At 40.5% G+C, this 18,597-nt stretch carries 21 protein-coding genes and 1 pseudogene; 21 read left to right on the top strand and 1 reads right to left on the bottom strand.

Annotated elements, in window-relative coordinates; translation table 11 throughout:
• Positions 1-114: 114 nt before the first annotated feature.
• A complete protein-coding gene (gene dnaA, locus CHL1_RS18290; RefSeq protein ID WP_148637003.1) occupies positions 115-1,470 on the bottom strand; it encodes a chromosomal replication initiator protein DnaA in 1,356 nt (451 codons plus the stop codon).
• A gap of 463 nt (positions 1,471-1,933) precedes the next feature.
• On the opposite strand from dnaA, the gene rpmH reads away from it, so the two are divergent.
• The 21 genes and pseudogenes from rpmH to rplI all read left to right on the top strand — a co-directional run bounded on the left by rpmH (position 1,934) and on the right by rplI (position 18,587).
• Positions 1,934-2,068: a 50S ribosomal protein L34 gene (gene rpmH / locus CHL1_RS18285; protein ID WP_041669680.1), complete on the top strand. Its 135-nt coding sequence runs from the start codon at positions 1,934-1,936 to the stop codon at positions 2,066-2,068.
• Between the two features lie 61 nt (positions 2,069-2,129).
• Positions 2,130-2,471: a ribonuclease P protein component gene (gene rnpA / locus CHL1_RS18280; protein ID WP_070370650.1), complete on the top strand. Its 342-nt coding sequence runs from the start codon at positions 2,130-2,132 to the stop codon at positions 2,469-2,471.
• A gap of 1 nt (position 2,472) precedes the next feature.
• The gene (gene yidD, locus CHL1_RS18275) at positions 2,473-2,685 is read left to right on the top strand and encodes a membrane protein insertion efficiency factor YidD (RefSeq protein WP_070370651.1); all 213 of its coding nucleotides are present in this window, start codon (positions 2,473-2,475) and stop codon (positions 2,683-2,685) included.
• Positions 2,686-2,718: 33 nt separating this feature from the next.
• On the top strand, positions 2,719-3,678 hold the full coding sequence (locus CHL1_RS18270; RefSeq protein ID WP_250934271.1) for a YidC/Oxa1 family membrane protein insertase: 960 nt from the start codon (positions 2,719-2,721) through the stop codon (positions 3,676-3,678).
• A gap of 33 nt (positions 3,679-3,711) precedes the next feature.
• Positions 3,712-4,341, top strand: a complete 630-nt coding sequence (jag, locus tag CHL1_RS18265) for an RNA-binding cell elongation regulator Jag/EloR (RefSeq protein ID WP_250934270.1) — start codon at positions 3,712-3,714, stop codon at positions 4,339-4,341.
• 131 nt (positions 4,342-4,472) lie between these two features.
• Positions 4,473-5,852, top strand: a complete 1,380-nt coding sequence (mnmE, locus tag CHL1_RS18260; RefSeq protein WP_139142330.1) for a tRNA uridine-5-carboxymethylaminomethyl(34) synthesis GTPase MnmE — start codon at positions 4,473-4,475, stop codon at positions 5,850-5,852.
• Positions 5,853-5,862: 10 nt separating this feature from the next.
• A complete protein-coding gene (gene mnmG / locus CHL1_RS18255) occupies positions 5,863-7,764 on the top strand; it encodes a tRNA uridine-5-carboxymethylaminomethyl(34) synthesis enzyme MnmG (protein ID WP_250934269.1) in 1,902 nt (633 codons plus the stop codon).
• Positions 7,757-8,488, top strand: coding sequence for a 16S rRNA (guanine(527)-N(7))-methyltransferase RsmG (gene rsmG, locus CHL1_RS18250; RefSeq protein ID WP_070370654.1), 732 nt, complete (start codon positions 7,757-7,759; stop codon positions 8,486-8,488). Before mnmG ends, rsmG begins: the two co-directional genes overlap by 8 nt.
• Before the next feature lie 218 nt (positions 8,489-8,706).
• The gene (locus CHL1_RS18245; protein WP_148636998.1) at positions 8,707-9,471 is read left to right on the top strand and encodes a ParA family protein; all 765 of its coding nucleotides are present in this window, start codon (positions 8,707-8,709) and stop codon (positions 9,469-9,471) included.
• Positions 9,472-9,473: 2 nt separating this feature from the next.
• Positions 9,474-10,373: a ParB/RepB/Spo0J family partition protein gene (locus tag CHL1_RS18240; protein ID WP_228881771.1), complete on the top strand. Its 900-nt coding sequence runs from the start codon at positions 9,474-9,476 to the stop codon at positions 10,371-10,373.
• 44 nt (positions 10,374-10,417) lie between these two features.
• Complete coding sequence (locus CHL1_RS18235) at positions 10,418-11,494, top strand: hypothetical protein (protein ID WP_250934268.1); 1,077 nt, start codon at positions 10,418-10,420, stop codon at positions 11,492-11,494.
• Positions 11,491-12,144, top strand: a complete 654-nt coding sequence (locus CHL1_RS18230; RefSeq protein ID WP_250934267.1) for a CvpA family protein — start codon at positions 11,491-11,493, stop codon at positions 12,142-12,144. Before CHL1_RS18235 ends, CHL1_RS18230 begins: the two co-directional genes overlap by 4 nt.
• A gap of 9 nt (positions 12,145-12,153) precedes the next feature.
• A complete protein-coding gene (locus tag CHL1_RS18225; protein ID WP_250934266.1) occupies positions 12,154-13,050 on the top strand; it encodes a mechanosensitive ion channel family protein in 897 nt (298 codons plus the stop codon).
• Positions 13,040-13,245: pseudogene (locus CHL1_RS18220) on the top strand (DUF951 domain-containing protein). The gene CHL1_RS18225 and the pseudogene CHL1_RS18220 overlap by 11 nt, the downstream one beginning before the upstream one ends.
• On the top strand, positions 13,242-13,874 hold the full coding sequence (locus tag CHL1_RS18215; protein WP_250934265.1) for a stage II sporulation protein M: 633 nt from the start codon (positions 13,242-13,244) through the stop codon (positions 13,872-13,874). The pseudogene CHL1_RS18220 and the gene CHL1_RS18215 overlap by 4 nt, the downstream one beginning before the upstream one ends.
• Before the next feature lie 112 nt (positions 13,875-13,986).
• Positions 13,987-14,274 (top strand): 30S ribosomal protein S6, encoded by a 288-nt coding sequence (rpsF, locus tag CHL1_RS18210; protein WP_070370662.1) that lies wholly within the window; start codon positions 13,987-13,989, stop codon positions 14,272-14,274.
• An 11-nt stretch (positions 14,275-14,285) separates the two neighbouring features.
• On the top strand, positions 14,286-14,723 hold the full coding sequence (locus tag CHL1_RS18205) for a single-stranded DNA-binding protein (protein WP_070370663.1): 438 nt from the start codon (positions 14,286-14,288) through the stop codon (positions 14,721-14,723).
• 17 nt (positions 14,724-14,740) lie between these two features.
• Positions 14,741-14,968, top strand: a complete 228-nt coding sequence (gene rpsR / locus CHL1_RS18200; protein ID WP_070370664.1) for a 30S ribosomal protein S18 — start codon at positions 14,741-14,743, stop codon at positions 14,966-14,968.
• 249 nt (positions 14,969-15,217) lie between these two features.
• On the top strand, positions 15,218-16,171 hold the full coding sequence (locus CHL1_RS18195; protein ID WP_250934264.1) for a YybS family protein: 954 nt from the start codon (positions 15,218-15,220) through the stop codon (positions 16,169-16,171).
• On the top strand, positions 16,168-18,141 hold the full coding sequence (locus CHL1_RS18190) for a DHH family phosphoesterase (protein ID WP_228881765.1): 1,974 nt from the start codon (positions 16,168-16,170) through the stop codon (positions 18,139-18,141). The genes CHL1_RS18195 and CHL1_RS18190 overlap by 4 nt, the downstream gene beginning before the upstream one ends.
• Positions 18,138-18,587, top strand: a complete 450-nt coding sequence (gene rplI, locus CHL1_RS18185) for a 50S ribosomal protein L9 (protein ID WP_070370667.1) — start codon at positions 18,138-18,140, stop codon at positions 18,585-18,587. Before CHL1_RS18190 ends, rplI begins: the two co-directional genes overlap by 4 nt.
• Positions 18,588-18,597 lie beyond the last annotated feature (10 nt).

The following is an 18,597-nucleotide window of genomic DNA, read 5'->3' as shown; positions in this document are numbered from 1 at the left end:
TGTGGATTTTGTTAATAACTCGGCAAATCGGTTGATCGTACAAAAAATCAGCAAAAATAACAGGGGATAACTTGTGGATAACCTCGTTATTGATCCGACAGAGCCTGTGGGTTGTTAATTACCATTTATTTCCCGTTCAATTCGCAGAATCAGGTTTTTAAAATCGGTATTGGTATCCATTTCTTCGGCGATTTTCTGACAGGCATGAATCACCGTGGAATGATCACGTCCGCCGAATTCTTCGCCAATGCGCGGGAGTGAAAGATCGGTAATTTCCCGGGTAATGTACATGGCAACCTGACGGGGCAATGCAATCGAGCGGGTTCTTTTTTTAGAATTCATGTCTTCAACTGTAATATTAAAGTATTTAGCGGTGACCTCTTTAATGTACTCACCAGTGATGACAATGTCTTCTTTTTTTCTAAAGATATCTTTGAGGGCATTTTTGGCTGATTCTAAATTAATCGGCACCTTATGCAGTTTTGAATAAGCAAAGACGGTTGTTAACGCGCCTTCAAGCTCCCGGATATTGGAATGGATGCTGTCGGCAATAAAACTTAAGACCTCATTGGGGATCTCATCATTAAAGGATTCAGCTTTTTTTCGGATGATCGCAATCCGGGTTTCAAAGTTAGGGGCATAAATATCTGTTATCAGACCGCTTTCAAAACGGGAACGAAGTCGTTCTTCTAGGGTTGGTATTTCCTTTGGTGGTCGGTCACTGCTGATGACAATCTGTTTATTTTCCTGATGCAGAGTATTAAAGGTATGGAAAAATTCTTCCTGGGTTCCTTCTTTTTTGGCTAAAAACTGGATATCATCAATTAACAAAATATCGGCGCTGCGGTATTTGTTGCGAAAAGAGATATTGGTTTTATTCTGAATCGCATCGATAAAGTCGTTGGTAAATTTTTCACAGGATACATAAACAACCTTTTTATGGGGTGCATAGGATAAGATGTAATGTCCGATCGCCTGCATCAGGTGGGTTTTTCCCAAACCAACACCACCATAAATAAAGAGTGGATTATAACGTTCAGAAGGTGCTTCGGATACGGCCACACAGGCGGCATGAGCAAAACGGTTATTTTCGCCAATAACAAAACTGTCGAAGGTATATTTCGGATTCATCGAGTTATTCTGGTAATTGGATATTTTATCTTCAACAGTGGTGATGGATATCTGGGAGGAAGCATTGTTTTGCGGAATCATCGCATCTTCTTCTTTTAAAACGATTTTAACCTGACCGGTTTTTCCGGTAACTTCAGCCAGGGCATTGGTGATCAAGGGAATATGCCGACTCTCCAGAATTCCTTTTTCGAATTCATTTTCCGATAAAAAATAATAGGTGTTATTGACATAGTTTATGGGCTTTATTTTTAAGAACCAGGTGTTAAAACTGGTTGGACTAATATCCGGTTTGATAATTTCCAGGGCGGCATCCCATATTTTTTTAAAGGAAGTGTCCATTAAATGAACCTCCAATTTCTAATAAATTTAAGTCGTGTCATTGTGGATAAAATTTTAAATTATGCACAGAGAATTCATTTTAATGTGAATAGCCAAATAAATCAAGCAAAATCTACGAAAAATTGTTGATAACTTAAAAAAATTATCCCAACAAGAAAAGACGAAAAGAAAGGGATAAATAAAAAATACTGACAAGTTATCCCCAAATAATCCACACAATCCTGGAATTTGTGGATTATTTGGATAAAATTCAAAAACTTATCCACATTTCCGTTGATAAACCTAGTATAACAAATTGTTATGTGGCATTCAATATAATTAAAATAAACATAATACTTGCGAAAACGCTTTAGATTTGATAATATAACTTGACATAAAATAAGCGAGATTATATAATTCTAGGGTAAAAGTCTTATTAGCTTATAAACAAATGAATATAAAGTATTAGTCAGGGGGTGTCGAAGTGAAAAGAACTTATCAACCAAAAGTTAGACAACGTAAGAAAGAACATGGTTTCAGAAAAAGAATGTCTGCAAAAAGCGGTCGACTTATTTTGAAGAAGAGAAGACAAAAAGGAAGAGAAAAATTATCAGCATAATCCTTTGTAGACCGTTTTTCAAAAGCGGTCTTTTGTTTAATAAAAATTAAGGAGAATTCCTTTGGTAAAAATAAAATCCCTAAGTAAGGAAAATGAATTCAAACGTGTTTTTAAAGTTGGGGATGTATTCGGAAACAAAGTTTTTGTGATCTATTATCTAAAGAATGAAGAGAATTTTAATCGTTTGGGGATAATCGTCAGTAAAAAAGTTTCTAAAAAAGCTGTGATTAGAAATAAGGTAAAAAGACGAATAAAAGAGGCATATCGTCTTAATGAAGATTCTTTTTCAAAAGGTTATGATATTATTCTGATTGCTAAGGAATCCATTAAAGAAGTGCCGTATAGTAGTTTGGAAAAATCGTTAAACCATTTGTTTTATAAGAAGAATCTCATGAGGCCATAGAATGTTCAAGAAATTCCTGGTTTTAATTATTAGAGGTTATCAGAAATTTATTTCACCTCTTTTAGGAAATAATTGTCGTTTCAGTCCCACGTGTTCAGAGTATTTTATTTTGGCTGTTGAAAAATACGGTGTCATAAAAGGAAGCTATATAGGTGGGAAACGCATTCTCAGATGCCATCCTTTTAATCCCGGGGGATATGATCCCCTTCCTTAGAATGTTAGGGAGAAAAACTTAAGGAGTTAATGAATGGAGTTTTTATACCAGATCTTTGGTTGGATGTTATTCCAGATTTATGGAATTGTTCATAATTATGGATTATCAATCATTATTTTTACAATATTTATGAAGGTATTGTTATTACCGCTAAATATTAAACAAACGAAATCCATGAAGGATATGCAACGCCTTCAGCCGGAATTACAAAAGCTTAACAAGAAGTACAAGAATAACAAAGAAAAATTAAATGAAGAGACGCTAAAACTCTACAAAACCTTTAAGGTTAATCCTGCCGGGGGCTGTCTGCCGATTTTATTACAATTTCCCATCCTGATCGGGCTTTATCAGACCCTGCTTCATCCCGAAACCTGGGTCTTCGTTAACGGAACCATTAGTGAAGTGGATATGTCTTTTTTATGGATGGATAGTTTAAGTGTACCGGACCCGATTTATGTATTGCCAATCTTAGCTGCTTTATTTACCTTTATCACTCAGAAATTTACCATGGCAGCACAACCGGCAACGAATCCGGATGATCCCAATGCCAAAACTCAGAAAATTATGCTTTATGCCATGCCAATTATGATTGGTTATATTTCTATTTCCATGCCAGCAGGGGTAGCACTTTACTGGGTCGTACAGAATATCTTTACCTTTGTACAACAATTTATTATGATGCGAATTCCGGAACCAGATTATACTATTGAAGAAGCGGAACGCCGGGTTCGTGAAGCGGAGGAAGAGCGTAAAGCGGAATTAGCGGCCAGACGAGCGGCTACTAACCCCAATGCCCCAAAAAGCAGTAAAAAAGATCAGACTGATGGACCCAAAAAACCATTAACCCGACCAGCTTCTCAGAAGAAAATTCAAAGTTCAAAAAACAATCAGTCTGCGGAGCAGCGAAAAAAACCATCAGTTGAAATTCCCGAGCGCGATGCAGCCCAGGAAGAAGCCTATCAAAAAGCCAAGGAACGTTATGATAACAAGTAAAAAATGATGACTAAAAGCTTAAGGAGAGGGAAAATGAATAAGACAGTAACGGGCACTGGTAAAACCGTAGAAGATGCGATTAACCATGGTTTGCAACAGCTTGGTGTGACAAAGGAACAAGTTGAAACAAATGTATTGCAATTACCGGACAGTGGTTTAATGAAAATATTTGGGAAAAAAGAAGCCATTGTTGAGGTCTCACTGATAAACAATCCTGAACAGCGGGCCCTTGATTTTTTAAATGATGTCCTCAATGCCATGAAAATTAATTGTAAAATCAATACCCGTCTTGAGGATAAAGTATTATTCATTGATCTGGAAGGGAAAGACATGGGGGTTTTAATTGGACGCCGTGGTCAAACCCTGGATTCGCTCCAATATTTAGTTAGCTTGGTTATCAATCGGCAATATGAAGAATATGTTCGGGTTATTCTGGACACTGAGAACTATCGGGCGAAGCGGGAAAAAACCCTTGAAGATCTTGGGGAAAAAATGGCCAATAAGGCAGTTTATTATCAAAAGAAAATGCTGCTGGAACCCATGAATCCTTCAGAAAGAAGGGTCATTCACGCAAAACTCCAGAATCACGACAAGGTTTTTACCTTTAGTGAGGGAGAAGAACCCTATCGTCGGGTTGTTATTCAATTAAAAGATAAAAACTAAAAAAAGGCACTTTGCAAATTAGCTTAAGCGTTAATTGTAAGGTGCCTTTTTATTTGGATCTTACTTGTAAACATCAGGTTTTTATTATATTATTAGAGATTAGGAAACAATTATTGAAACAGGAGAATAAATTGGAAGCCTTATTACAAAATGAAGATACCATTGCTGCAGTAGCTACCGGTATGGGTGGTGCCGGAATCGGTATTATCCGAATCAGCGGGCCCGATGCCGTTGAACTGGGAAACAAACTGTTTGTCAACCCCCGGGGAAAAACCCTGTTGGCAGCTGGCAGTCATGAATTGGTTTATGGACGGGTTGTTGACCCAGCTACCAAAAAAGACATTGATGAGGTGCTGGTTTCAAAAATGCTGGCGCCCCATTCCTATACCGCTGAAGATGTCGTCGAGATAAATTGCCATGGGGGAATTGTCCCGATGCGCAAAATTTTAAAACTGGTTATTACCAGTGGAGCCCGACTGGCCGAACCGGGAGAATTTACCAAGCGGGCTTTTTTAAATGGGAGAATGGATTTGACTCAGGCTGAAGCGGTTATTGACATCATCAATGCCAAAACCGAAAAAAGTCTGGAATATTCAGTGGCCCAGCTGGAAGGACGACTGTCTCACAAACTGGAAGAACTGGATAATATTTTAGTGGGAATTCTTTCACATATGGAAGTCAATATTGATTATCCTGAATACGATATTGAAGAAATATCATATGATTTTGTGAACAGCCAGATTTTAGAGTTGTTAAACAAGATCAAAGAAATTCTGACTGTGGCAGAAACCGGAAAAATTTACCGGGAGGGGATCACAACTGCGATTCTCGGTGAGCCAAATGTGGGAAAATCGTCATTACTAAATACCTTGTTAATGGAAAACAAAGCCATTGTCACCGATATTCCCGGCACCACCCGGGATACCATTGAAGAATATCTTAACATTGAAGGGATTCCCTTTAAGATTATTGATACTGCCGGAATCAGAGAAACCGATAATCTGGTGGAAAAAATCGGCGTTGAAAAATCAAAGGCGCTTTTAAACCAAACCAATCTGGTGATTTTTATGCGGGATATTTCTAAAGAAATGTCTACTGGAGAAAAGGAACTGATTGAATTGCTTAAAAATCGCAAAACCATTTATATTGCCAATAAGACCGATGCGATCAGTGGAATGGATGTTGAAATTCCAGAGCCATGGATACCGATGTCCCTATTGGAAGATCAGGGAATCGAAACCTTGCGACAAAAAATGCTGGAAATGGTTTTTGAAGGAACGGTCAGTCAGGAAGCGGACTATCTGATTACCAATACCCGACACATTCAGTTACTGGAAACAACAAAAACCAGTCTGGAAAATGCTATTAGCACCATGGCCAGCCAAATGCCACTGGAACTTGTCAGTATTGACGTGATGGAAGCCCTGGAAGCGCTTCGTGGCATTACCGGCAAAGCCGTTGGGATGGATATCATCGATCAGATTTTTAAAAATTTTTGCATTGGAAAGTAGAGGAAAGAAAATGACATATCCAGGAGGAGACTACGACATTATCGTCATCGGTGCCGGTCATGCCGGTTCTGAAGCAGCTCTGGCCAGTGCCCGAATTGGTTTTAAGACATTATTATTAACCATCAATCTGGATTCGGTGGCAATGATGCCCTGTAATCCATCCATCGGTGGTACCGGAAAAGGACATCTGGTTCGGGAAATTGATGCCCTTGGCGGTGAAATGGGAAAAAACATTGATGCAACGATGATTCAGTGTAAGATGTTAAATACGGCAAAAGGTCCGGCGGTACATTCGTTGCGGGCTCAGGCCGATAAAAAAGCCTATCAATTCAGAATGAAGGAAGTAATCGAGAATCAGGAGAATTTGCTGTTAAAACAGCAGGAGGCGACTGAAATTATTGTCGAAGATGGCAAGATCACCGGGGTAATGGTTAATACCGGGGCAGTTTACAGCTGTAAGGCAGCGATTATCTGTAGCGGCACTTATTTAAAGGGCCGGATTATTATCGGTGATGTTCAATACGATGGCGGGCCCAACGGTTTATTTCCAGCCATGTATTTATCAGAGAGCCTTATAAAAAATGGTATTGAGTTGCAACGTTTTAAAACCGGAACCCCGGCCCGGGTTGATGCCAAAACTCTGGATTATTCAAAAATGATTATTCATGAGGGCGACGATCAGATTGTTCCTTTTTCATTTGAAACCGACTCAATAAAAATTGATCAGGTGCCCTGTTACCTGACCTATACCAACCCGCAAACCCACCAAATTATTAATGCCAACATTGAACGCTCGCCGCTTTATACCGGCGAAGTCGTAGGAATTGGCCCTCGTTATTGCCCATCGATTGAAACTAAGGTAATGCGTTTTCATGACAAGGAACGACATCAGATTTTTATGGAGCCGGAAGGATTAAATACCAATGAAATATACGTCCAGGGGATGTCCTCCTGTTTACCGGAAGATGTTCAGATTGCTCTATACCGAACGGTGCCGGGAATGGAAAAAGTGGAGTTTATGCGTTCGGCCTATGCCATTGAATATGACTGCATCCATCCGACCCGATTAAAGCCTTCGCTTGAATCCAAGGCAGTAGCCGGTTTATTTTTTGCCGGACAAATCAATGGTACCTCCGGTTATGAAGAGGCCGGAGCCCAGGGATTGATTGCCGGTATTAATGCATCGCTCTATTTACGGGGTGAACAGCCGGTGATCATCGATCGGTCTGAAGGTTATATTGGTGTACTCATTGATGATATCATTACCAAGGGAATTGATGAGCCATACCGAATGATGACTTCCCGGGCTGAATATCGTTTATTGTTACGACAGGATAACGCCGATCTGCGGTTAACTGAGATCGGACACCGGGTCGGGCTAATTGGCGAGAGCCGGTATCAAAAGTTCCTGGAGAAAAAGGAACAGATTAAACAAGAGATAACTCGGCTCAATCAGGTTATGGTTAAACCCAATCAGGAAAACAATGCAGTTCTTAGATCACTTGGCAGTTCGGAGATTTTGCATGGTTTATCAATCGGTGAACTGATTCGTCGGCCGGAAGTTAAGTATCAACAAACGGCTGTTTTTGATCCGGAACGACCGGTGTTGCATTGGAGTGTGGTCGAGCAGGTGGAAGTTCAGATTAAGTACGAGGGTTACATTAAAAAGCAACTGCAACAGGTTGAGCAGTTTAAAAAGCTTGAACACAAACTGATTCCGACCGATCTTGATTACCCCCAAATTGGCGGACTGCGAATTGAAGCAGCTGAAAAACTGCAAGAAATCAAACCATTGTCAATTGGTCAGGCATCCCGAATTTCTGGCGTTTCGCCAGCAGACATTTCAGTATTGTTAATTGCCTTGGAGCAACGCCGACGAAGTGGAGATCAGAAGGGAACGGATAATGAATAAACGTATTGAAGAATTAATACATCGGGGTAAAACTGCCGAAATAATAATTAATGAAATTCAGGCAGAAAAGCTGATTGCTTATATGGATCAGCTCCTGGAACGAAATAAACAGATCAATCTAACTCGGATTATTGATGAAGATGAATTTATCAGGCTTCATCTACTTGATTCTTTGACATTACTTAAGCTAATAAAAAACCCCCGGATAAGCATTTTAGATGTCGGAACCGGGGGCGGTTTTCCGGGCATTCCGCTGGCGATCATGCTGGAAGAGGCCAAGATTACGCTAATGGATTCAACAAAAAAGAAGCTTAATGTCGTCCAGTCCATCGCTTCTGAGTTAGGGATCAACAATATAAATACCCTTCATGGCAGAGCTGAAGAATTAGGACAAGATCATAGATACCGGGAGAAATATGAAGTGGTCGCCTCTCGGGCGGTGGCAAATTTGACGCTGCTATCCGAGTATTGTTTGCCGCTGACAAAGGTTGGGGGACAGTTTCTATCGATGAAAGGAAGAGACTATCAGGAGGAGTTAAATGCTGCCCAAATACCGATCGATGTTTTAGGTGGAAAAATTACAACAATTGAAAAGGGTTTGTTACTGCAAAGTGAGTTTGTTCATGTTATAATAAACATAAAAAAAGTCAAACCAACCCCAGCTAATTTCCCGAGGATTCATGGTAAGATTAAAAAAGAAGCGTTTCCAATCCAGTATAAATAGTACAAGCATAAATAAAGGGTTATATGATAGTATTTGACCTGGTTTTTGACAGATGTTTCACGTGAAACATCTGTCAAAAACAGTGTATCGCAGCTTGCGTTGACAATCACATGTTTCACGTGAAACATTGCTGACAGTCAGAAATATCAGGATAACAAACCAATGATCAGTAAACAAAGTTGTGAAAGTGATTGAGTGATTTAATTAAGGAGCAAAGTATGGCAAAAATCGTGGCAGTATTTAATCAAAAAGGTGGTGTTGGTAAAACGACCACAAATATCAACTTAACCACTGCCCTCAGTTTAGAAGGATATCGAGTACTGGTTATTGATATTGATCCTCAGGGAAATACCAGTAGTGGGTTTGGAATTGAAAAGAATAATCTGGAAAAAAGCGTCTATAATGGAATTATCCATGGTGATAATTTTAAAGAAATTATTCTGACAACTTCTTACGAAAATCTTCATATTCTGCCATCTCACCCCGATTTAGCTGGAGCAGAAATTGAATTGACAAATATGCCACAACGAGAATTGCGCCTTAAAAATAGTATTGAAAATATCAAATCATTTTACGACTATATCTTCATCGACTGCCCACCTTCACTTGGCTTATTAACAATTAATGCCCTGGCAGTGACAAACACGGTGTTAATTCCCATCCAATGTGAGTTTTATGCATTGGAAGGCGTGAGTCAGCTGATGAATACGATCAGTCTGGTAAAACAGGGATTAAATCCCCATTTAGAAATAGAAGGTGTCCTGATGACCATGTTTGACAGCCGTACCAACTTATCAAATCAGGTTGTCGATGAAGTGGTTGATTATTTCAAAGAAAAGGTTTATGACACCATGATCCCCCGCAATGTCCGCTTGGCCGAAGCCCCCAGCTATGGGCAGACTATCTTTGAATACGCCAGCGGATCAAAGGGATCAAAAGCATATCTGGCCCTCGCAAAAGAGTTTGTACAAAGACAGGAGTAGTTATGGGAAAAAACACAGGTTTAGGTAAAGGTCTTAGAGCGTTATTTCCCGATGATGCAGTGGTTGTTCCTTCGCAAAAAGATGAAGTGCTGGAGGTTGACGTTGAAAAGTTGGTTTTCTATGTCAGAACAAATAATGTTCGGCCCAATCCAAAACAACCGCGAAAAAGTTTTGACCGAATTAAGCTAGAAGAATTAGGGGCATCAATTAAAGAACATGGCATTCTCCAACCGTTGGTGGTTAAACCGGAAACGAAGGGTTATACCATTATTGCTGGAGAGAGACGTTGGCGAGCCGCCAATATGATTGGCCTTAAAGAGGTGCCAGTAATTGTAAAAGATCTGCCGCCAGAAGAAGTTCTGGAAATCGCCATCATTGAAAATGTTCAACGGGAAAATCTCAATAGCATCGAAGAAGCGCTGGCCTATGAAGCGTTAATGGAGAACTTTAATCTGACCCAGGGGGAAATTGGTATTCGGATTGGAAAAAGTCGTACCGCCATTGCCAACACCCTCAGGTTATTAAAACTGCCTCAAAGCATTCAGGAACAATTGGCTCAGGAAAAAATTACATCGGGGCATGCCCGAGCGATTCTGATTCTGGAAGATCCCGCAAAAATGGAAGCTTTTGCAAGCGAGATCATTGAAAAAGGAATGAGTGTCAGAGAAGCAGAGAATCGCATAAAAAAAATGCAGAGTGAAGGTCTGGTAAAGCCACTTCAGCAAAAAAAAGACAATAGTAGTGGATATATAGCAGAAATTCAGGAAGCTTTGGAAAGAAAATTCGAAACCAAAGTCCATTTAAGTAATCGAGGAAAAAAAGGAAAAATAGAGTTTGTCTATTCATCGCTGGAAGAATTGGATCGTCTACTCGAGCGATTGGGATATGAAAAAGAAAACTAGAATCAGTCGAACTGTGACAATTCAATTATGAAATGGAGAAAATAATGAATCAAATCAAAAGAAAGAGACGACTGTCAGCGTTGGAAGCAGCAGTATTGGGCAATATCCTTTATATTGTGATTGTACTGATCTTCAAAAATATATTTGATCTGACCCGAACAAGTAATTTTGACTATCTGTTTAATGGCATCCAATTAATAACAATTGGTGCGTTCTGGATCATCCTGTTTACCGTTTGCTTTAAAAACATCAGTGGCAATGAAAAACCAAAGACACTGCGGTATGTTGTCTATAGTCTGATTCCCATAATCGTCCTAACCGGGACATTGACAGTGGTATCCACCATGTTTCCGGGACAGGATACAAACAGTATCTGGAATCAGTTTGCTTTTATTGCAGCACCCACTATATTTTGGTACTTGCCCTTTGGGTTAATTTATCAATTAGTTGGTGGTGAGCTGTCTGTTTTTCTGTTATTTGGAATAGCGCTGGTAATGACCATTGTCTTTCAGGTGATTGGGATTGTACTCGGCCGAATTGTGGGCCGAAAGTATTGGGAAGAAACCAAAGCCGAAGATCAGCGGGATCTGGAGTATGATCTCGAAGCGAAAAAAGAAAAGAAAAAAAACCGTCGAAAATCACGAGGACCGAAACGGGAGAGTATCGGCCTGGAAGGGCTTTCCAACGAACAAATCAATGAAGGTTTTACGCCCAGAGAGACAGAAATCATGACAGAAGTCATCATTGACGATACCTATGTAGCTCCCGAGCGCGGGAATGTAAAAAAAACCCGCTTTAAGAAATCAGAAACAGGATTGTTTGAAACCAGTGAGCCCATTATCGAAGAAAAGCCATTTGGTTCAGAAAAAGTTTCGCTTTCCTACGAAAGCGAAATAAAACCAGCGGCAATGCCGGACATCGGAACCGACACAGAGTTCAGTAACGAACAGTCACAAACGGCAGGGGAATGGAATCTTTCCCAACCCATCGAGCTGGAGAATCTCAATAAAGGGTTGAATCAACATGAAGAATCGGATGATAAATCCTTCTTGATGGAAACCAGTGCTGTGCGGATCATCAACGAAGAGGACATTGAAGCATATTACAGGAATAAAAAATGAGTTTTCAAACACTGACATCACTTGATTTAATAGGTATCCTGATTTGCGTGCTATCAGGAATTATAGGATTCAAACGAGGTGCAATAAATACCCTGATCAGTTTCGGGGGATTTATTGCATCTTTTGTAATCGCCTGGTTTTTTTCACCATTGCTGGCGGATTGGTTGATTCAGTCGGGCATGCTCAACAATCTTTTTACAACAATTAACATTGACACTATTTCCCAGTCGTTGATGAACCTGGGGGCTCAGCAAAGTGGTTTAACCAATGCTCTTCTCGGTGAAGTCGCTATGAGTAATGGACAATCCATTTTTGATCAGGGCATCACCGTAATAACAGAAGTGATCAAGCATGGTATTGCCAACAGTATCAGTTTTGGAATTCTCGTTATGGGGGTTTCGGTGTTGTGTTGGTTGCTGCAGGCCATTTTTCTGGGAATCTCAAGAATTCCTGTTATTGGAATCCTTAATCGGCTGGCGGGGGCGATAATCGGAGTGGTTTTAGGGGCAGCCATCATCGCAGTAATGCTTTGGGTATTTTCTGTGATTAATCTTGCAACGGGAGGTGTATCCAATCTGCCCACCGTTGAAGCGAGCAGTTTGTTGCCAACTTGGATACCAATTGGGCTTAACGTTATCGGAATTCAATAGGAGTTAATTATGGAATATTTAACAACAAGTTTTTCTTCGTATCTCAATCAATTTGATTTTTCACATTTACTGCAAAAATGCCTGGTTTCGGGGATCGTTCTAATTGCAGTTGTGATCAGTATAAAAATCACTTTTGGTATTGTCGACCGGATTTTTGATGGTGAAAAAGCAGGGCTTGAACCCCGGGATGCCCGCCGCATTGTTACTCTGAATCATGTGACAAAAACCGCTGCCAGAGCAAGCATCTGGACCCTGGCGGGTTTGATTATTCTGGGCCAATTCATTAATGTGGGTTCATTGCTGGCAGTAGCTGGAGTTGGAACCCTGGCCATTGGTTTTGGGGCGCAGGGGATTGTGGAAGATGTGATGAGTGGCTTTGTAATTGTCTTTGAGAATCAATTTAGTGTTGGTGATTATGTGATCATTGATGAGACGCATTATGGTATCGTTGAATCGATTGGGATGCGCACAACCTGCGTCCGGGAATTTAATGGGGGGCTTTTTATCATTCATAATGGCAAAATCGATCGTCTCATCAACTATTCCAAGGGACATATGAAGGCAATTGTTGAAGTCAGCATTGCTTATGAAGAAAACATCGACAAGGTCATGACAATCCTCGAAGAAATTTGCACAGATCTATATGAAAACCATGAAGAGTTATTTAAAATTCGGCCTGAAGTTCAGGGAATCACCCGACTTGATCCATCTGCAGTTGTTATCCGGGTTGTATGTGAAGAAGATGCGGCATCAAAATTTGCGGCAGAAAATTTACTGCGGCAACGAATCAAAACGGTATTTGACGAAAAAGGAATTGAAATTCCCTACAATAAAACCGTGATATATAATCAAAATTCGGTCAAAATGATGGACAAAAAAGAAGCAGAGGTGAAATATGGAAACTAAGGTTTATTCATTAGGGGATCGGGTAGAAATGAAAAAAAGCATCCCTGCGGAAGCTTTCAATGGGAAATTATCCGGGTCGGGGCCGATATTAAAATAAAATGTCTGGGTTGCGGCCATATTGTTATGCTTCAGCGGTCAAAATTCAATAAACAGATTAAGAAAATTCTGAGCGGTGAGAGCAAGGGAGAAGTATGAAAGAATTTTTTATGACCCAATGGAATGGAGCAGAAACCTACTTTGAAAAACATTTAAAACCAACCTTCTTTTTTTGTCTGACGTTTTTTGTGGTTATGAGTATTTTAAACACCCTGCTTTTTCTGAGTGACCCGGGCTTGAGTCAGAGTTATTTTAATGAGTTGCAGGCGTTGTTTAATCAGAAAGAATTTTTAGATGGTACCGGGGTTGATCTCTGGCTGGGTATTTTTTTAAATAATGTGATTGCCAGTGGAATCAGCAGTCTTTTAGGGGTTGTTCCATTTTTATTTTTGCCAATGTTTTCGCTGGCTTCCAATGCGATTATTATTGGTTTGATCGGTGCAGTGTATCAAACCAATGGCATTGGTTGGTTTGCTTTTCTGGTGGGGGTTTTGCCCCATGGTATGATTGAGATTCCGGCTCTGGTTTTAGGGGTAACGCTGGGTGTGCATCTCTGTTTACAATTATCAAAAACAGTTTTACGAAGAAGCCTAAAGGGTGAGCTAAAACAGGCGGCGATAGGATGTTTGCGAATTTATTTATTGTGGCTGATTCCACTTTTCTTTCTAGCTGCTTTTATAGAAACATTTATGACACCAATTATATTTGGTGCAGTTGTGCCTGCCTGAAATAAAAAATAAAAGAAAATCCTTGCATGAATTGTAAGATGTGATATAATTAAAAGCTGTAATCCTTGCTCGCTGGAAAAGTGAGCCATAGTCCATGAGGAGGTGAAATGGAATGAGAAAGTATGAAACACTATTTGTTTTAAAACCGGATCTTGAGAAAGAAGCGATTGAAGAACTTGTCGGCAAAGTGAAGGCTGTTATTGAAGCAGCTGGAGAAATTGAAAAAGTCGACGAATGGGGCAAACGAAAGTTAGCCTACGAAATCGATAAAAAGTATCAAGAAGGATTCTATGTTTTAATCGACTTCAAAGCTGATAACTCAGTTCTTGATGCATTAGATCATTTATACAAAATTAACGAACAGTTTATTCGAAGCATCGTTATTAAAAAAGAGAAATAGGGGGCAATTCTGTGAATAAAGTAATTCTCGTAGGAAGACTAACCCGTGATCCTGAGGTGAAAAACACTACAACAGGCAGAGCAGTCGCTTCATTTACCTTAGCGGTGGATCGTCGTTTTAAAAACAAAGATGGTCAAAAAGAAGCAGACTTTGTGCCAGTCGTCGTGTGGGGAAAACAGGCAGAAATTGCTGGACAATATTTGTCAAAGGGTAGCCAAATTGGTGTATCAGGACGACTACAGGTAAGAAGTTACGACGCACAGGATGGTCAACGACGTTATGTGACGGAAGTTGTTGCCGATGAGATTAGTTTTCTCTCATCCGGCCGGAGAGATTCGAACGCCGGATTCCAGCAAACTTCAGCGCCACAATCCAATAATAATATGTCAGTAATGGGATTGGATGAAGATTTTCATCTGATGGCCGATGATGACGATATACCTTTTTAAGATAGGAGGAAAATACAATGCCAAAACCATTTAAAAAGCGAAGAAAAGTTTGTGAGTTTTGCGAACGAAAAGTAGAAAATGTTGACTATAAAGATGTAGTTACGTTAAAAAAATTCGTTTCTGAACGTGGAAAAATTCTACCAAGACGAGCAACCGGCACCTGTGCTAAACATCAGAGAAAGGTAACTGAAGCCATTAAACGTGCGCGAAATGTTGCCCTATTACCATATAGCTCAAACAATTAAAAACGCAAAGCTGTTTGTTTCAGGAAGGATCTGGAGCGAACAGCTTTTTCTTTTTCACAAATGAGCTGCGTAAACGGCTTGGGCGAATCCTTCCGCCCGGAAGGTTAAGAAGAATTGCCGGTGAAATTAAAAATCAGAGCAAACAAAAATAATAGGTATTTTCCGTTAATATGATATAATGGTTCAGTAACTTTTTATAGAGTAATAAAAGGTATATGGTAATACGTAAGTTACCAATTTGGAGGATCAATGAAAACACGTGGAATAACAGAAGGTGCCATGTTTTGTGCCCTGGGAGTCATTCTTACCTTAGTTAGCTATTATTTACCTTTTTTTGTGCTGTTGGTATTTTTTATACCGGTACCAATGGTGGTATTGGGAAAACGCCAGGGCCTGAAGGTAAGTATTCTTTCTTGCATTGCGGCCACGATTCTGATTGGTCTTTTTTTGGGACCGCTCAATGCGATTTCTTTTGGGGCGCTGATGCTCTTTGTGGGCTGCAGTTTGGGATTTGCCTATAATCGGGATTATTCACCGGTTTTTAAAGTTGCCATCGGAATTGTTGGTTTTGCGATTTTGCTGATTGCGGTGGTGGCCAGTTATGAATTGGTGATGGGGATTGGTTTTACCAGCCTGTTGTTACAGACCCTGGAACAGAGTACCGGTGAGGTGATGACGTTTTATCAAACCGCCAATATTATGGATGCCGAACAGTTGGCAATGGCCAAAACGGCCATGGATAAAAACATAGAAATGATGAAGCTGGCATTACCGAGTGCTTTTCTGTTACTGCCAGTTGTATTTGGGATGGTCAATGTGATCGTTTCGGATATGATTTTAAAACGCATCGGCTATCCGGTTAAAACCTTCAAACCGCTGAGCCAATGGGAAATGCCAACAAGCCTTAAATATTTTTTGATGGTACTGATCCTCGGTGATTTTATCATCAGTATGTTTCAGGTTACCACGATCCCGCAGATTTATATTGTCACGGTGATGAATTTTGTCAATATTATTTTCCTCATTATGGGACTGTCATTGATTTTAAACTATCTGGAATACAAGAAATTGACGAACAAGGGGTTAAACGTGCTGGTAGTCATTTTAAGCTTATTGTTTAGCTCACTGGTAACCATTTTAGGGATCGCTGATACTTATATCGGAATTCGTCGGATTTTTCGAAGGGAGTCCCAGATCAAATGAAAGAGTCAAAAAAAGATATTGTCCGATTTGCGTTAGCGGCACAGTTGATTGTCTCTCTGGTACTTGGTTTTTATAATATCTTTCTGGGAATTGGCGGCGTTGTTATCTTTGTGATCCTGATCATGTATTACACTAAAAACACCACCATTGATGAAATCAAAATCGATAAAGCCATTGATGAAATTTACAGTGATCTCGATAAGATTAATCAGGAACGGATGTATGAAATGCCGATTGCCATGGCGATTGTCGATAATGAAGGCATCATTTATTGGTATAACCAGGCATTTGGAAAGGCGTTTAAAAAAGAAAAAGAAGGTTTATTCAAAAAAAATATTATTACCGAATTGGATTTTAATCTGACCGCAGCCATCAAGGCCGATGAATTCACCTTCCATTATGAAGAACGGGACTATGGCGTGGTTACCAATGCGTTCTCTGACAAAATCCATAGTTTTGAACTGTTGCATTTTTTTGATATCACCGAACAAAGTAAGCAACGGCAGCTGTACCGGAAAAATTCACCGCTGTTTTGCTACATCGTCATCGACAATTATGATGATATCATTGAGCAGATTCCCAGTCATAAGCGTTCGGCGATTCTTGGAAAGGTCGATCTGAAGCTTAACGAATGGGCTAAACAGCTGGGTAGTGTCATCATTGAGTATGAAAGTGACCGTTATCTGATGATTTTTGAGCGGGGAAAAATCTGTGCCCTGCAAAAAGAGAATTTTAAAATTCTTGATGAAATTCGGGAAATCGAAAATGATGAAAAAGTGCCGATTACCCTCAGCATTGGTATTGGTATCTCTGAAAGTATTCTGGGGATTATCGAATCCCAGGAATTGTCCCATTCAGCCCTGGATATTGCCCTGGCTCGGGGCGGTGATCAGGCCGTGGTCCGCCAGGATGAAAAAATGTCCTTTTACGGGGGTAAAAGCGAAGCCACCGAAAAAAGAACCAAGGTTAAAGCCCGGGTTAAGGCTTACGGTCTGAAAGAGCTGATCAAAGAGTCGGATCATGTTCTGATGATGGGTCATCAGAATCCGGATATGGACTGTCTGGGTTCAGCAGTGGGGTTGCTGGGAGCCTGTAAATCCCTTGGTAAAGAAGGAAAAATTGTGATCCGGGAGATTAATTATTCGATCAAATCGCTGTTTGATTATCTGTTGGAGAATGAAGCCTATCAGGATGCCTTTATTACCCCCAAAGAAGCCGAAAGCTATGCCACTAAAAATACCCTATTAATTATTTTAGACACCCAAACCGTCAATTATCTGGAGATGCCCTCCCTGGTTGATCAGATCCCCAAAATCGTGGTGATCGATCATCATCGGCGTTCTGGAAAAGCCATTAAGGAAACGCTGCTGACTTATACGGAAGCCTATGCTTCGTCCACCTGTGAACTGGTGACCGAGCTGCTGCAGTATTTTGATGAGAAGAGCCAGCTCAATGTCATTGAAGCCAACGCGTTAATGGCGGGGATGTGTATGGACACCAAGATGTTCACCTTAAAAACAGGGGTGCGAACCTTTGAAGCTGCCTCTTACTTAAGGCGAAAGGGAGCCGATACGCTAATCAGTAAAATTTTGCTGCAGGATGATCTCAATACCTATACGGCCAAATCGGATGCTGTCAAAAATGCTAAAATTTATTTTGATAACATTGCGATCTCAACTTTTGAGAACAATACCGATTATGGCAAGGTGATTGCTGCCCAGGCAGCGGATGAACTGTTAAATATCAAGGGGATTGTGGCTTCCTTTATCATTCTTAAAAATGAAGAGGGGCTGGCCATCAGTGCCCGCTCCATGGGCGAGGTCAATGTTCAGGTAATCTTAGAGAAATTGGGTGGTGGCGGCCATTTGGCCATTGCCGGAGCACAGTTCCCCGGTGAAAAAAACATTGAAACCGGCGTCGAGCTATTGCTCACTGCTATAAAAAAATACAAGAAGGAGAATGGATCATGAAAGTAGTCTTATTGGAAAATGTAAAAAATGTTGGAAATAAAGGTGATATTGTTGATGTAAAGGATGGTTATGGCCGGAACTTTTTGATTAAAACCGGTAAGGGCGTCATTGGCAATAAAGAAAATATTGCCATGGCGGAAACGACTAAAGCTGAAGAAGCACAAAAAGTCGCAGCCGAACGACAGGCTGCTGTCGAACTGGCAAAAACAATCGATGAAACGGAAATTACCATTACCGAACGGGCTGGCGAAGACGGCAAACTGTTTGGGTCGGTTACCAGCAAAGACATTGCTGAAGCTCTGGAAAATCAAAAAGGCATCAAGGTTGATAAGCGCAAAGTTGAACTGGAAATGCCGTTGCGTAATGTGGGTCGGGCCGAAGTCAAAGTTAAAACCTATCAGGGCGTGGTCGGAAAACTGACCGTGCTCATCAAAGGCGAAGCCTAGGAGACTAAGC

The sequence above is a fragment of the Acetobacterium wieringae genome, from assembly GCF_023700225.1.
GTDB classification, from domain to species: domain Bacteria; phylum Bacillota; class Clostridia; order Eubacteriales; family Eubacteriaceae; genus Acetobacterium; species Acetobacterium wieringae.
The sequence above is the reverse complement of the archived record's forward strand: the minus strand, read 5'-3'. Positions and strand labels throughout refer to the sequence as shown.